The 14,891-nt window shown below is 28.9% G+C and carries 11 protein-coding genes and 1 rRNA gene; 7 read left to right on the top strand and 5 right to left on the bottom strand.

Annotation, left to right across the window (positions count from 1 at the left end; all coding sequences use genetic code 11):
* The first annotated feature begins 19 nt into the window (after positions 1–19).
* The 4 genes from H526_RS0113780 to H526_RS0113765 all read left to right on the top strand — a co-directional run bounded on the left by H526_RS0113780 (position 20) and on the right by H526_RS0113765 (position 2,555).
* Positions 20–1,693 (top strand): tetratricopeptide repeat protein, encoded by a 1,674-nt coding sequence (locus tag H526_RS0113780; protein ID WP_027393541.1) that lies wholly within the window; start codon positions 20–22, stop codon positions 1,691–1,693.
* Positions 1,694–1,805: 112 nt separating this feature from the next.
* Positions 1,806–2,027, top strand: coding sequence for a hypothetical protein (locus tag H526_RS0113775; RefSeq protein ID WP_155839696.1), 222 nt, complete (start codon positions 1,806–1,808; stop codon positions 2,025–2,027).
* Between the two features lie 18 nt (positions 2,028–2,045).
* On the top strand, positions 2,046–2,258 hold the full coding sequence (locus H526_RS0113770) for a hypothetical protein (protein ID WP_027393539.1): 213 nt from the start codon (positions 2,046–2,048) through the stop codon (positions 2,256–2,258).
* A gap of 75 nt (positions 2,259–2,333) precedes the next feature.
* Positions 2,334–2,555: a hypothetical protein gene (locus H526_RS0113765; protein ID WP_027393538.1), complete on the top strand. Its 222-nt coding sequence runs from the start codon at positions 2,334–2,336 to the stop codon at positions 2,553–2,555.
* A gap of 42 nt (positions 2,556–2,597) precedes the next feature.
* On the opposite strand, the gene H526_RS0113760 is transcribed toward H526_RS0113765, so the two are convergent.
* From H526_RS0113760 to H526_RS0113745, 4 genes are all read right to left on the bottom strand, one after another.
* Entirely contained in the window at positions 2,598–3,311 is a 714-nt protein-coding gene (locus H526_RS0113760) for a LytR/AlgR family response regulator transcription factor (RefSeq protein ID WP_027393537.1), read from the bottom strand.
* A gap of 16 nt (positions 3,312–3,327) precedes the next feature.
* A complete protein-coding gene (locus tag H526_RS0113755; RefSeq protein WP_027393536.1) occupies positions 3,328–5,454 on the bottom strand; it encodes a tetratricopeptide repeat-containing sensor histidine kinase in 2,127 nt (708 codons plus the stop codon).
* A 130-nt stretch (positions 5,455–5,584) separates the two neighbouring features.
* Positions 5,585–7,792 carry an ATP-binding protein gene (locus H526_RS0113750; RefSeq protein WP_027393535.1) on the bottom strand — a complete coding sequence of 736 codons (2,208 nt, stop codon included), beginning with the start codon at positions 7,790–7,792 and terminating at the stop codon, positions 5,585–5,587.
* A gap of 329 nt (positions 7,793–8,121) precedes the next feature.
* Positions 8,122–8,631 (bottom strand): DinB family protein, encoded by a 510-nt coding sequence (locus tag H526_RS0113745; RefSeq protein ID WP_027393534.1) that lies wholly within the window; start codon positions 8,629–8,631, stop codon positions 8,122–8,124.
* A gap of 287 nt (positions 8,632–8,918) precedes the next feature.
* Here H526_RS0113745 and H526_RS0113740 point away from each other — a divergent pair, with 287 nt between their 5' ends.
* From H526_RS0113740 to H526_RS0113730, 3 genes are all read left to right on the top strand, one after another.
* Positions 8,919–9,734, top strand: a complete 816-nt coding sequence (locus H526_RS0113740) for a hypothetical protein (protein ID WP_027393533.1) — start codon at positions 8,919–8,921, stop codon at positions 9,732–9,734.
* 162 nt (positions 9,735–9,896) lie between these two features.
* Positions 9,897–11,111 carry a DNA polymerase Y family protein gene (locus H526_RS0113735; RefSeq protein ID WP_027393532.1) on the top strand — a complete coding sequence of 405 codons (1,215 nt, stop codon included), beginning with the start codon at positions 9,897–9,899 and terminating at the stop codon, positions 11,109–11,111.
* A gap of 2 nt (positions 11,112–11,113) precedes the next feature.
* On the top strand, positions 11,114–14,071 hold the full coding sequence (locus H526_RS0113730) for a DNA polymerase III subunit alpha (protein WP_027393531.1): 2,958 nt from the start codon (positions 11,114–11,116) through the stop codon (positions 14,069–14,071).
* 523 nt (positions 14,072–14,594) lie between these two features.
* On the opposite strand, the gene rrf is transcribed toward H526_RS0113730, so the two are convergent.
* A 5S ribosomal RNA gene (gene rrf, locus H526_RS0113725) occupies positions 14,595–14,702 on the bottom strand.
* Positions 14,703–14,891: the final 189 nt, after the last annotated feature.

Raw genomic sequence — 14,891 nt, 5'->3', positions numbered from 1 at the left:
GTTGAAAAGGGCTCTACTAATGAAGATCAAAAATCTATCTATAATTTATGTAATCATATTGTTATTGACAGGTGAATTTGTGGTTGCGCAGGATAATTATATCGAGCTCATAAATCTTATAAGAAAAGAAAAAGTAGACTCTTTAAAAATAAAAATTGCACAAACACATCTTAATAGTGCTATTCATAGGTCTGACACATTAAATATGGCTAATGCATACCTATTCTTATCTCTTTATCAACCTAGTAAGAAGGTGGCCTATATAGATAGCGTCATTAGTATTACCAAGGATAAAAACTATTTCAGATTCCCATCTGTAAGTTATTTACAAAAAGGTGTAGTTAAGTATGAACTAGGACAATATATAGAAGCTCTAGAACTATATATAAAAGCATCCGAAGCTGCTAAAAAAAGCGGCAATGATAAAATATATTTGTTAGCTAAATTTAATATCGGATTACTAAAAAATATGTCTGGTGACCGTAAAGAAGCACTAACTATTTTTAATGAATATATAAACTTTATAGAACAAAAGCCCGAACATCACGATCAATTCAATTATAATCGGGTGATATTTGCACTGGCAGATTCTTATATTCATACTAAAGAATTAGCGCTAGCAAAAACAACTATAGATAAAGGAATAAAAGAAACCTTAAAAACAAATGATTCTACAGTTTACTCATATATTTTAGTAACCTCGGGAATACATCAATACTTACTAAACAATTATAATAAAGCAATCGACAGCCTTAAAAAAGGGAAAAAATTGATTGCCAAGTTTGATGATTCAGAAACAAGAATTGCAAACTGTGATTACTACATTGGCAGAAGTTATAAGGATTTAGGAGATGAAGAAAAAAGTATTTTTCATTTTAAAAAAGCGGATACGATACTAAGAAAAACAAAAGATGTAATCCCTGATATTATTAATATTTATGATTATTTAAAGGCTTTTGCAAAGTCCAAAAATAATTTTGAATTACAACTAGAATATCTTAATACACAATTAGAGCTGGATAGTGTTAGACATGCAAATCAAGTAAACCTGACAAGAAATATCACTAAAAAATATGATGCTGCAGAACTAAAATCTGAAAAAGAAAAACTAATAAAACAATTTGAAAGAGATACTTTTTTAAAGAATAATACAATTAATTTTTTAATTACATTATCCATAATTTTAGTATTAATTGCTATATATGGTTTTAGAAAAAGTTATCTAAACAAGATACGCTTTCAGAAATTATTAAAAGAACAAAAGCAACCTAAAGCAGATCAATCAGAGATTATTAAAAATGTTAATAAAGAATTAACTAAAAAACCTGACATAGATATTCCAACTGATGTAATAGAAACAATTTTAAAAAAGCTTCATGATTTTGAAGATAAAAAACAATTTGTTAAAAAGCATTATACACTTAATTCTTTAGCGAAAGAACTACAAACCAATAGTGCATATTTATCCAAAATTATCAATGTCTATAAAAATGTAAATTTTGCAAATTACCTGAATAATTTAAGAATTGATTTTGCTGTTGATCAACTTAGTTCTAATAAGTCATTACGATCTTACACTATACAAGCTATTGCAGAAGAAGTAGGTTTTAAAAATGCGCAATCATTTTCTTCTGCTTTTCATAAAAAAACAGGCATATATCCGTCCTATTTCATAAAGCACATAAAATCCTAATGATCAATACGTAAAACACTTTTTATTATCTTGAAATTTATAAATTTCAAGAATATTTACGTGTATTATTATGACTAAAATTGTAGATTGTGAAAACACAAATCAAAACAACATGAAAAGGGGAAAACTTAAAAAATTGAGTTTAGCCAAAGTCAAAATTGCTCAATTAAATAATACACATGTAATTTGGGGTGGCTCTTTACCTCCGACTTCAACTGAAATTCCAACTATCACGGAACTTACTGGAACTCATACCAAAATGTGTGATGAAATTGGCACGCATACTTCTACTAAAACAGCTGCTGGGAGTAGTATTTCTATCTGTGTCGAGTAAATTTTTTATATCTATATTATGAAAAACAGAAATAAATTAAGTTTAGATAAAGTTAAAATCGCTAAACTAAATAACCTAAGATACATTGTTGGAGGATCATTTCACGATTTACAAGATGGTACGGTACCTATCGATCCAAATGATTTAACGACAATTGGAGATACAAAAACAACTTCTACAAAAACAGGTGCTGGTAGTATCAGTACTACCGCAATTGGCACTAATATTTGAAATAAAATTTGGAGGTTTTTTTATTAATAAATATCCATTAATAGGATGGATTATATACTTTAACTTTTTGGGGAAATGAAAAATAGTCAAAGAAAAAAAATAAGTCTGGATAAAATAAAGATCGCTAGATTAGACCATCTTGATAAATTTAATGGAGGATCACAAGACACAACAGATCAAGTTACTACTGGAGACGCTTGTTTTACAAAACCAATAGTTTGTAAAACTCAGGGAGATTGTAATGTTTCTACTAAAACTATTGCTTTAAGTGGTGATATCCATTGTTTAACAATTTAACTAACAAGAAAAAAAGAAATATTCTTTATAATAGTAGAGAGGTTAGATCACCTTTAAACGTTTATAAATATACTCCTTAAACGTTCTCCCTATGGGAATATGATGACCTTGTATCTCTATGGTTTGATCATACTCATGTAATGAGTCTATCTTATTCCAATTTATGATATAAGATCTATGTGTTTGTACAAATTCTAAGCTTTGTAGTTTCTTACTTAATTTTAAAATAGAGTATCGTACAGATAATTTCTTATGATCTGTAGTAACAATAGAACAATAATTTTTAGAATCAGTATGCGCAAAAAGTATCGAGTTTAAATTTACTTTTATTAGTTTATTTCCGCTCTTTACAAATATATTCTCCGGTTCACTAGTTCCGTTCTTTTCTGAATTAATCTCTTGTTTCTGAGCCAAAATCAATGCAGCTTGTAAATCATCTTTATTTATAGGTTTTGTTAGATAAGCTGCCGGATTTATAGTTGCAGCTTTACTCATTACATCCTTATCATTATCAGAAGTAGCAAAAAACACTGGGATTTCATACAAGGTTTTAATTTTATACCCCAGCGCAATACCTGACTCTTTACCATTTAAATGAATATCTAAGATTACTGCATCTGGCCTTAATTCTCCAATTTGTTCTTGAGCTTCGAATGGATCATCTGAACTACCAACACAGAAATACCCTAACTCTTCTAGAGAGATTTTAATATCTTCTAAATGAAATATATCATCTTCTACTATATAAATATTCATGATCTGTATGCTTTATTTACGCTGATAAAGGTTTAGAAATTGCCCCTTCTTCTTTGGTCAACGATATGGTTATGGGAATGCTTAAGTCAAAACGTGTGCCAATTCTTTTTTCCGAAGAAACATTGATAGTTCCATTATGCATTTTTATAAAGCGATAAACTAGGTTAAGTCCCAGCCCTGTTCCTTTTTCACCTTGTGTTCCTATGGTTGATTTTTTTTCTTCTAAATTAAAAAGATTTTCGAGTTTACTCTTAGACATTCCTACTCCTGTATCAATTACAGAACATAAAAAAATATCATTTTTATTTTTAAATTCTATTCGTATATTTCCTTCTTCTGTATACTTTAATGCATTACCTATTAAGTTTCTAAAAATGACATGAAAAGCTCCTTTATCAAAATTAATAGAAAAATCATCTTCATATTTTAATTCTATTTTGGTTTTCTTATATGTAGCCTGTTGTTTATATGATGATATGATCTCTGTTAACTCTTTATTCACAGAAATTGTCTGAGGATTCATTTTATAACCATTCATCTGTTCCAGTGACCAATTCAATAAATTATCGAGCATATTGGATAAACTCTCTGAGTTTTGTTCTAATGCTTGAGATAGTTCTATTGTTTTTTCATTATTCCCTTTTTCTACATGATATTTCAATATTTTACCTGATCGTTGGAAAGGAATTATCATTCCTCTAAGATCGTGTGCTATAATAGAAAAAAGACGATTCTTTACTTGATTTGTAGAAACTAATTCTTTCTGTTGTTTTCTCAATTTTCTAAAAGCCCAAGCTCCAATTCCTAACAACAAAAACAAAAATGCAGCTGCTATTAAATACAAATTTTGTTGGGCTTGCGCTTGTTTCGTTATTTGTTCTTGCTCTTCTTTTTGTTTGTTAAGAGTCGCTATAGCAAGTTCTTTCTTTTTGGTGTCATACTTCTTCTCTAAATCTGCTACTTTAGTTTTTAATTCTTTATTAGAAATCGAATCTTTAATAAAATGATATTGTTTAAAATGAACTAAAGCTTTATCAGGATTTCCCGTATTTTCAAAATAATCACTTTTGTAGTAATGTAGTGCTTTTTCAAAAATTAGTATTTTAGATTCTTTACTTTTCTTTTCTAATAAATCAATAAATTTTTTAGCCTCACTATACTTGCCGTTTTTAAGGTTTATTTTTGCCATTCCATCTATTGCAGAAATTAACATCATATTATCTATCACCTTAATAGATTTGGCATCTAAAACATATTCATAAGCTTTTTTAAAATAGATTTCTGCTTGATCATAGTTTTCTACATTTTCAAAATAAATTGTTGCTTTTGTGTGAAGTCCATCTGCGATAAAACCTTTATTATTTAACTTTCTTGCTATTCCAATTGTAGAATCTACAGAAATAAGAGCTTCATTAGTTATATCTAATTTTCTTTGTACATCAGCCATTCTTGAATAGGTAAGCATTCTTATAAAGTTATTTTCGGTTTTATAAGATTCTTCTATAGCTTTTTCAAAATATTTTATAGCTATATCATGTTGTTCTAATCTTTTATAAGCCGAAGCTAGCATAGAATAACAAGCATCCAACTGAGATGATTTGCTTTCCTTTTCTAAAACTTCAACAGCCTTTAGAAAACTATCAACAGCATGCTCATACTGAGATAATCTCATAGAATATGTCCCTTTATTACCATAGCAGGAAGCTAAAAACTCTTTAAGATTATTACGCTCGGCAATAATTACAGTACTATCCGTATGACTTAAAGCTCTTTTATAATCTGCATCTATATCTGCGAGATATGCATGAGTTTGATGATAAAATATCCAATTTTCATTTTCTGGATAATCGACTAATATTTTTCTTGTCTTTTTCAGGAGCAATTCTGCTTCCTTTTTATTTCCTTGAAGAGCAAAACTATAAGCTTTCTTACCATATGCAGATGATAATAATTCTGAATCATCGACCTTCTTAGCCAGCTTAATACCTTTATCTAAATAATAAATAGATGAATCTACATCTCTTTGATTCAAAAACATATAACCCCTAGATATTTGTATTTCTGCTTTGCATTTTTCATCAACTTTCTTAATCATTTCTCTACAAAACTTAAATGCTACCTCATAGCTTTGGATAGTATCCATTGTTTTATGCCACCGTTTGCAATGCTCATTCTCTGTTTGAGAGTATAAAGAGAACGATACTAAAAAACTAAATAGTAATAACAATAATTTTTGCGGTATCATATCAAGTAGGTATTTGGTTTTAAGAGTTTTATGCAGAGATTGCCGTATGATCTGTTTTTTCGTAAAGTTTATATTTTATCAAAGGGAAATTTAGGTCAAATCGCGTACCAATTCTTTTTTCTGAAGAAACACTAATCGTTCCTTTATGCATTTTTATAAAGCGATAAACAAGATTAAGCCCTAGCCCTGTTCCTTTTTCACCTTGTGTTCCTATAGTTGATTTTTTTTCTTCTAAATTAAAAAGATTTTCTAGTTTACTTTTTGGCATTCCAATTCCAGTATCAATTACCGAACATAAAAACTCTTCATTTTCGTTTTTAAATTCTATTCGAATATTTCCTTCTTCTGTATACTTTAAAGCATTACCTATTAAATTTCTAAAAATTACATGAAAAGCTCCTTTATCAAAATTAACGGAAAAATCTTTTTCGTATTTTAGTTCTATATTAGTTTTCTTGTAAACAGCCTGTTGATGATATGATGATATGATCTCTGTTAATTCTTTCTTTATAGATATTATCTGAGCATTCATTTTATAGCCATTCATCTGTTCTAAAGACCAATTCAATAAATTATCAAGCATATTGGATAAACTTTCTGAGTTTTGCTCTAATGATTGAGATAATTCTATTGTCTTTTCGTGATTGCCTTTTTCTATATGATATTTTAATATTTTTCCTGATCGTTGGAAAGGAATAATCATTCCTCTAAGATCATGTGCTATAATAGAAAAAAGACGATTCTTAACTTGGTTTGTGGAAACCAATTCTTTTTGTTGTTTTCTCAATTTTCTAAATGCCCAAGCTCCTATTCCTAATAGCAATAACAAAAAAACAGCTGCCAATAAATATAGATATTGCTTAGTCTTAGCTTGTTTTGTTATTTGTTCTTGCTCTTCTTTTTGTTTGTTAAGAGTGACTATTTCTAATTCTTTCTTTTTAGTGTCATACTTTTTTTCTAGATCAGCTACTTTAACCATTACTTGTTCGCTGGATATAGAATCTTTTATTGAATAATATTTTTTTAGTTGATTTAAAGCTAGAAATGATTGACCTGTTTTTTGATAATATCTACTAGAAACTTGATAGAATTTTTGTGTATAATGTATACTATTAATCTTATTAGTTATATTCTCAAAAGATTTCAAGTAACTTTTTACTTTTTCATATTCTTTTTCGTGAAGATAAATTTCTATTAAACCTCTAATGCTAGCATATAGTGTTGAATCATCTTTAGATTTTTTTGCTATTTGGTAAGCTTCTTTAAAATATATCTCGGCTTTATCGTTTTGTTTAAGATATTCGAAGTATATCCATCCTTTTTCCTTTAATAGTTCAGACATCTGAACATAATCTTTTTGATCACGAGCTAATTTTAAAGCATAATCAGCAACTCTAATAGCATCATCATTTTTATTTAATTTCTGATAACATTTAACCAGTTCTGAATGACATAATAATAAAACATAGTTATCTCCTCTTTCCTTTGCAATTGGAATACTCTTATTTATATATTTTATTGCAGTATCATAATGTTCCCATCTTAAATAAGTACGTCCTAAAAAATAATATATATCCTCTAAATCTAAGATATTATTTTGACCTTCTTTAAGCTGAATTGCTTTTAGTAAATTTTTAGCTGATTCTTCATAATTAGATAAATTAAAGTGATACAAACCTATGTTTTGATATCGAGTTGGTATTCCAATTTCATTATTAGTTTTATTTAAGAAACTGATAACTGAATCTGCATATATGATTGCTTTATTATATTCGTTACTTTTTCTTGCTATTAATTCTTTCGTATTATAATAAAGAATCCACCCATCATTTTTAAAATCTTTATCCAATATCTTTTTAGCTTCATCTAACCATACATAAGCTTCTTCATTTTTATGATTTTGAGATAATAAAATACTAGCCTTTTCTATATACAAACTTGAAAGTGATTTCTCTTTTTTGAGGCTTTCTCCAAGCATTATAGCTTGATTACAAAATCTTAATGCTTCATCAAACTTTTCGATATACTTATATGTGTGAATCAATGCTAAGTAAATTTCTATCTTACATTCATCATTTACTTTAGAAATAGCTTGATTACTAAGTCTAAACAATGATTCTGAGCTTGAAATTGTATCCATTTGTTTTCGCCACAACTCACAATCATCATCTAAATTCTGACCATAAATAACAACACTTGTAAAGAAAGCAATAAATATGTATTCTAATCTAACCATAGTAACTACTCTTATTTACCTCTTACATATTATTATATATCAAAGATAACCTTAGAAATTTATCCTAAATATATTATGCAAACTTTTTGATAAATACATTTAAGAATAAAAACTTCTAAAAAAATAATCTTATCTATAACTTTTAAAATTAGTACATTACTGTGTGACAACTATATATTTCACATAAAACATCTAATATTATATTGTAAAGCAATAGAAAATAAGTCTTTCTAATTACCAATATATACATTATATAAATAAAAATATCACTTATAAAAAACAGAATAAATTATAAATAGAATAAATTAAGCAAGTTACGTTCTTCTATATTAGATTCCTTCTCGCTTATTTACAGGAGTAGTAGGATTATAGCCAAATCCTGAGATTTTAATTTCTACATTAAGTTGATTAAGAATATACCCTATTGTAGCATAGTGATGAATTGCATGGCTATTTGCGTGCGCAAGAATGCTTTCTAAAGTATAATTGACTGTAACTTTTCCTTGTCCCATATTATCAGTAACGTGAATCAGGTAATCCGTATTTACATCAACATAAGAAAGTAACGTTTCTTGTAGTGTATATATATGATCTTTTGTTGCTTCTATATTTGTAGATAAAATTTCATCTCGCTTACGAGCAGTAAGATCAATGTCATTAGTATCTAATCCATTAATAATACAATCAAAAAAATCCAATGTATGTCTCATATGAGAACCTATACTAGAATAGTATGGCCCTACAGAAGCATTACAGTAAGTTTCTAAAGTTATTGCGTCTAATAAAGCAATAGCATTATTTAGATTATGGTTTATCGAAGATATGATAAGTTCTTTCATAGGGAATTATGGACGTAATATACATAATAAACTTACATAATAACTTTTGTAAAACGTTAAAATTATAATTTACATAGGTACTATACAATACGTAACGACTAACTTCGTTATGAGTGAATCAAATGATGAAAACTCTCATTAAACAGTAGGATATCTATCACTTTGTTTATGGGTAACCCATAAAAATTAAGATAAAGTGCGCATTTCATCGATTAATGACGTTTATTTTTGGATGTTACTTAGAAAATATTGTATACTTGTACTGTTCATTAAAAAGCCCCATAAAAATGAAAAGAATAGCATCCATCTTATTTTTACTTTGTTTTATTCCCCAGGCCAATGCCCAAAATCTTTATGAAGATGCTTTAACTGCTGCTAGTTATGCATATTCACATTCTAAGAAAGCGCACGGAGCTAATAATGTATTTCACACTCAAGAATATGCTGATAAAGCAATAGAAGCTCTTGAAAAAGTAGAAACTCTTGCTGATAAATGTGGTTGTGAAGAAGCTAATGAAACAGCTTATGAAGCTAAAACTAATATGGTAAGTTCACTAGATCAAGATACTTATGAGCGAAGCAGATATTATGCAAAACAAGCAAAAGATCTTGGTCCTAAGTTATTAGAACAATTAACAGACTGCCAAGCAAATAATGGTAGTAGTGACTCTTATGTTGTAGAGACTGTTAGTGAAGAAGAAGAAGCTATAGCAGTTGCTTCTGAAGAAGTAGCACAGAAACAAAAAGAATTAGAAGAACAAAGACGTCAGTTAGCAATAGAACAACAAAAATTACAACAGCAAATTGCAGAACAGCAAAAAGCTAAAGCAGAATTTGAAGCTCAACGTGCGGCAGAACTAAAAGAACAAACAGCAGTAAAAGCTAAAGCAGAGCAAGCGTTACAAAAATTAGAAAGTGCATTACAAGAATTAAGTATAGCTTTTGATGATGAATCAATCTTCGAATCTCAAAAGGATTATTTAAGAAGTGAAAATGATTTACAAAACGAAACTTTAAATGATACAAAAAGTTTTTATGTAAATAGAGCTAAAGAACTTACTAAAAGTGCTATGCAACAATTCGCTGGATATACAGAAAATTAATACAATTGAATTTTATTTTGTAGCCCCAAAATAAAATTTTTTAGAAGCGACATCTTAAATTAAGATGTCGTTTTTTTTTGATCTAATGTGAATAAAATTTAAAGCCATACATTAAACATTATGGAAATATTCCATAAATTTGGAAAAACTCCATAAAACTGAATATTGAGAACTATATTACATCTTGATCTTGATACATTTTATGTATCTGTAGAACGTCTTATTGATAGTTCATTACAAAAAAAACCTTTACTAGTAGGTGGTATTAGTGATCGTGGTGTTGTAGCAGCCTGTAGCTATGAAACCCGAGCATTTGGTATACACTCAGGAATGTCTATGAAGATAGCGAAAGAACTATGCCCAGAAGCTACAATCATAAAAGGTAATGCGGGTACATATAGTAGATATTCTGATCTAGTTACAGAAATTATTAAAGATAAAGTTCCTGTTTTTGAAAAATCAAGTATCGATGAATTTTATGCAGATTTATCAGGAATGGATAGGTTTTTTGGTGCTTATAAGTATGCCTCAGAACTTAGACAAACAATCATATCAGAAACCGGTTTACCAATATCTTTAGGTTTTGCTCAAAATAAAATAGTATCTAAAGTAGCTACTAATGAAGCGAAACCTAATAATCAATTAAAAATTGATTTTGGTACGGAAAAACCTTTTCTAGCTCCGTTATCTATAAAAAAAATCCCTATGGTTGGTGACAAAACTTTTCAAACACTTCGTAATCTAGGAGTACGGCAAGTAAAAACAATACAAGATATGCCTGTAGATGTTATGAAAAGAGTTTTAGGAGTAAATGGATTAACTATATGGAAAAGAGCAAATGGAATAGATAATACTCCCGTTATTGGTTTTTCTGAACGTAAATCTATTTCAACAGAAAGAACATTTGATAGAGATACCATAGATGTTTACAAACTACGTAACATTCTTATAGCAATGACAGAAAACCTTTCTTATCAATTGCGTAGAGGAAATAAACTATCTGCATGCATTGCAGTTAAAATCAGATATTCTGATTTTAATACATATTCCAAACAACTTAAGATTCCATACACCAGTGCTGATCATATTCTAATTCCTAAAATTTTAGAACTATTCGAAAAATTGTATCAAAAAAGATTATTAGTACGATTAATAGGTATCAGATTTAGTCATCTAGTAACTGGAAATTACCAAATAAACCTATTTGAAGACAATGAAAAACAACTTAATCTATACAAAGCATTAGATCATATTAGAAGTCAATACGGAGATCGTAGCGTAATTAGAGCTGTAGCCATGGGATCTAAAACTATTGGCAGAATGCAAAATCCATTTAATGGTCAACCTCCAATTGTATTAGCACATAGAAAACAATAAGCATGTACCTTAATTGCCATTCGTATTATAGTTTACGGTTCGGAACTTTTTCCGAAATAACATTATTAGAACTTGCTAAAGAAAATAAAGTAAATGCTATAGCTTTAACAGATATTAATAATACATCAGCTTGTTTAAACTTTATTAGAAAAGCGAAAGAATATAAAATCAAACCTATTGTAGGTGTTGATTTTAGAAATAATCATCAACAACTATATGTAGGTATTGCTAAAAATAACGAAGGATATAACGAATTAAATGATTTTTTATCCTACCATTCTCACAATAAAATTGAATTTCCTAAAAACGCTCCACTATTCAATAATGTTTTTATCATATACCCTTTTAAACAAATTATAGAAACAAAAAAAAATAATTTTTCATCAAATGAATTTATAGGTGTTTCTATAAAAGATTTAGCTAAACTTAAGTTTTCAAAGTATCTAAAACTAGAAAGCAAACTTGTTACATTACAACCTGTAACTTTTAGAAGTAAAAAAGATTTTAATGCGCATCGTTTACTAAGAGCTATCGATAATAATATTCTATTGAGCCGTTTACCAGAGAATCAACAAGCATGTTTTTCAGAAAAAATGATCCCCAATAATGAAATTAAAAAACAATTTATTGAATTTAATTTTATCATAAAAAATACCGAAATCATACTAAATCAATGTAATGTAAATTTCAACTTTTCTAAAAACAAACCATCATTAAATCAAAAAACCTATACTGGAAGTATAGAAGAAGATAATCTCTTATTAAAAAAATTATGTGATAAAGGGCTTCCATATCGATATAAAAAACCAACAAAAAAAGTACTAGATAGATTAAAAAAAGAACTTCATTTAATTACTAAAATGAATTTTGTTTCTTATTTTTTAATTAATTGGAGAATTATTTCATATGCTCAGGAAAAAGGATATTACTATGTTGGTCGTGGTAGTGGTGCCAATAGCATAGTAGCTTATCTTCTAAAAATTACAGATGTAGATCCTATCGAATTAGACTTATACTTCGAAAGATTTATAAATTCACATCGTACTAGTCCTCCAGACTTTGATATTGATTTTTCTTGGAGAGATAGACAGGATATTACACGATTCATATTTTCAGAATTCAAAAATGTCGCATTACTCGGAGCATATGTAACTTTCCATTATAAAGGAGCTGTAAGAGAATTAGGTAAAGTATTTGGTTTACCTAAATTCGAAATCGATAAACTTAGTGAAGGTAATTACGATTACAATTCTTTAGATCATATCCATAAACTAGTAATTGTTTATAGTCAACTTATACAAGGAATGCCTAATTATATAAGTATTCATGCAAGCGGTATATTGATTAGTGATAAATCACTTCATAATTATGCAGCTACCGATGTACCGCCCAAGGGTTTTCCTACGGTACAGTTTGATATGATCATTGCAGAAGATCTTGGACTATATAAGTTTGATATTTTGGGGCAACGTGGACTTGCTAAGATTAAAGAAGCAATACAGATTATTAAATACAATCAACCAGAAAAGGCAAACTTTGATATTCACGATATAGATAGCTTTAAAAAAGATCCTAATATCAATGGTCTAATAAGAGATGCTAAATGTCTCGCCTGTTTTTATGTAGAATCTCCTGCAATGCGTATGCTCTTAAGTAAGCTCAAAACCGATAATTATTTAGGATTAGTTGCTGCAAGTTCTATTATACGACCTGGAGTTGCTAAAAGTGGGATGATGCGTGAATATATCTTACGAGAACATGATATCGAAAGACGAAAAAACTCGCATCCTATTATGTTAGATCTCATGAAAGAAACCTATGGAATTATGGTATACCAAGAAGATGTAATAAAGGTTGCTCATCTTTTTGCGAAACTAACCCTTGATGAAGCTGATGTGCTACGCAGAGGAATGAGTGGTAAATTTAGATCTCGTAAAGAATTTAAAGAAGTACAAAAAAAATTCATTCAAAACTGTAAAAATGAAGGGTATGAAGATAAATTAACTTTTGAAATATGGAATCAAGTAGCCAGTTTTGCTGGATACGCTTTTCCAAAAGGACATTCTGCTTCTTATGCAGTAGAAAGCTATCAAAGTTTATTTCTGAAAGCCTATTTCCCTCTAGAATACCTTGTAGCTACTTTAAATAATGGAGGCGGATTTTATCGGCCAGAAGTATATCTACATGAAGCAAAATTATTAGGGGCAAAAATCCTAACTCCGTGTATTAACACTAGCAAATACGAGCACATTCTGATAAAAAATCATATTTATCTAGGATTAAACATGTTACGCAATTTAGATTATAAGACTGTAGAACTTATACTATCAGAACGCAAACGTCACGGAACTTATTTATCACTTAACAATTTTGTCGATAGAGTACCTATAAGCATTGAACAAATAAGTATACTGATAAAAATAGGTGCATTTGCATATACACAAAAGAACAAACACGAATTATTATGGGAGGCACATTTTAAATTGTACACTACGCTACCTGATCATAATCAACCTGTTTTATTTAAAGAAAAACACACTGAATATCAATTACCAAAGTTTCAAACATCAAAGCTAGAAAACGTTTTTGAACAAATTGAATCATTCGGATTTCCAATTTGCGGATATTATGAAATAATGGCATCTAAACCTGTGAATCAAAATCGAGCTAATCAATTCAAAAACTATATTAATAAAAAGATTGATATCTATGGATATTTAATTGCTATGAAAAATACCCGAACTTCAAAAGGTAAACGTATGGCATTTGGTACTTTTTTAGATCAATTTGGAGATGTTTTTGATACGGTATTATTTCCTCCTGTACAGGAAAAATATAAACTTAGACATAAAGGAGTCTATCGTATGTATGGTAAAGTGGTAAAAGAATTTGGTTTTTTAAGTATTGAAATCATAAAAATTGTAAAACAAGATTACATTCAAGATCCTAGATACACATAGGCTAAACTTTCTACAACACTATATTACAATCTCATTTTTTAAAATGATGTATTTGCATCTGGAAGTTTTTTTAAATATTCTTAGTTTTGTAAGTAATCTATCTTCATAAGTTCTGTAAAATAAGTTTCCAACAGTAAAGCTTGGATTATTATCTAAAACCTATATAAAAACATAATTGAAATATTCTTCATCTTACTTATCATCCTATTCTTGTACAAAACATATATACTTTTCTCCCTCATAATGAAGCGAATGAGCAAAAATTAATGAAAATTATAGAACCTCTTGCCTTCAAGTATTCGGAGCTTCTAAGAGGTTATCTATTTTATTATTCTACATCCTTCTATTAAAAATAAGGAATCCAATAACTGACGACATGTATCTTCACTAAAATCGTTCAGTTATATATCATTCTATTATCATGTGTAACCATAGTTTATGTAAAATCTTCTAATTTCTATGCTGTGTATCTCATTTTCGGGTATAAAAAAAACCCTTCAATTTAGTATTGAAGGGTTTTCAAGGAAGGCGGCGACCTACTCTCCCACGATTGTAGTACCATTGGCGCTAACGGGCTTAACTTCTCTGTTCGGAATGGTAAGAGGTGAGCCCCGATGCTATAACCACCTTAAGCTGTTGGTTGATTCTTAATGATAAGAGATCAACTAATATTGTTGACATATTGATTTAAATAATAAAATACGATCTAAAAAAGTAACTAAAAAGAAGCTATCAAAGCAATTCTCCGTCCTGCTAATTGCTTAGCAGGACGTGCGCATAAGCCTATGGGTTATTAGTACTACTCGGCTATGACATTACT

It is taken from the genome of Aquimarina latercula DSM 2041, from assembly GCF_000430645.1.
Taxonomy (GTDB): Bacteria; Bacteroidota; Bacteroidia; order Flavobacteriales; family Flavobacteriaceae; genus Aquimarina; species Aquimarina latercula.
Note: the sequence above shows the minus strand (reverse complement) of the source record. Positions and strands in the feature narration are given on the sequence as shown.

Coding starts and splice junctions, on each gene's coding strand:
- H526_RS0113765 (WP_027393538.1), top strand. CDS start 2,334: ATGAAAAATAGTCAAAGAAAAAAAATAAGTCTGGATAAAATAAAGATC.
- H526_RS0113780 (WP_027393541.1), top strand. CDS start 20: ATGAAGATCAAAAATCTATCTATAATTTATGTAATCATATTGTTATTG.
- H526_RS0113775 (WP_155839696.1), top strand. CDS start 1,806: ATGAAAAGGGGAAAACTTAAAAAATTGAGTTTAGCCAAAGTCAAAATT.
- H526_RS0113745 (WP_027393534.1), bottom strand. CDS start 8,631: ATGAAAGAACTTATCATATCTTCGATAAACCATAATCTAAATAATGCT.
- H526_RS0113770 (WP_027393539.1), top strand. CDS start 2,046: ATGAAAAACAGAAATAAATTAAGTTTAGATAAAGTTAAAATCGCTAAA.
- H526_RS0113730 (WP_027393531.1), top strand. CDS start 11,114: ATGTACCTTAATTGCCATTCGTATTATAGTTTACGGTTCGGAACTTTT.
- H526_RS0113760 (WP_027393537.1), bottom strand. CDS start 3,311: ATGAATATTTATATAGTAGAAGATGATATATTTCATTTAGAAGATATT.
- H526_RS0113750 (WP_027393535.1), bottom strand. CDS start 7,792: ATGGTTAGATTAGAATACATATTTATTGCTTTCTTTACAAGTGTTGTT.
- H526_RS0113755 (WP_027393536.1), bottom strand. CDS start 5,454: ATGGATACTATCCAAAGCTATGAGGTAGCATTTAAGTTTTGTAGAGAA.
- H526_RS0113740 (WP_027393533.1), top strand. CDS start 8,919: ATGAAAAGAATAGCATCCATCTTATTTTTACTTTGTTTTATTCCCCAG.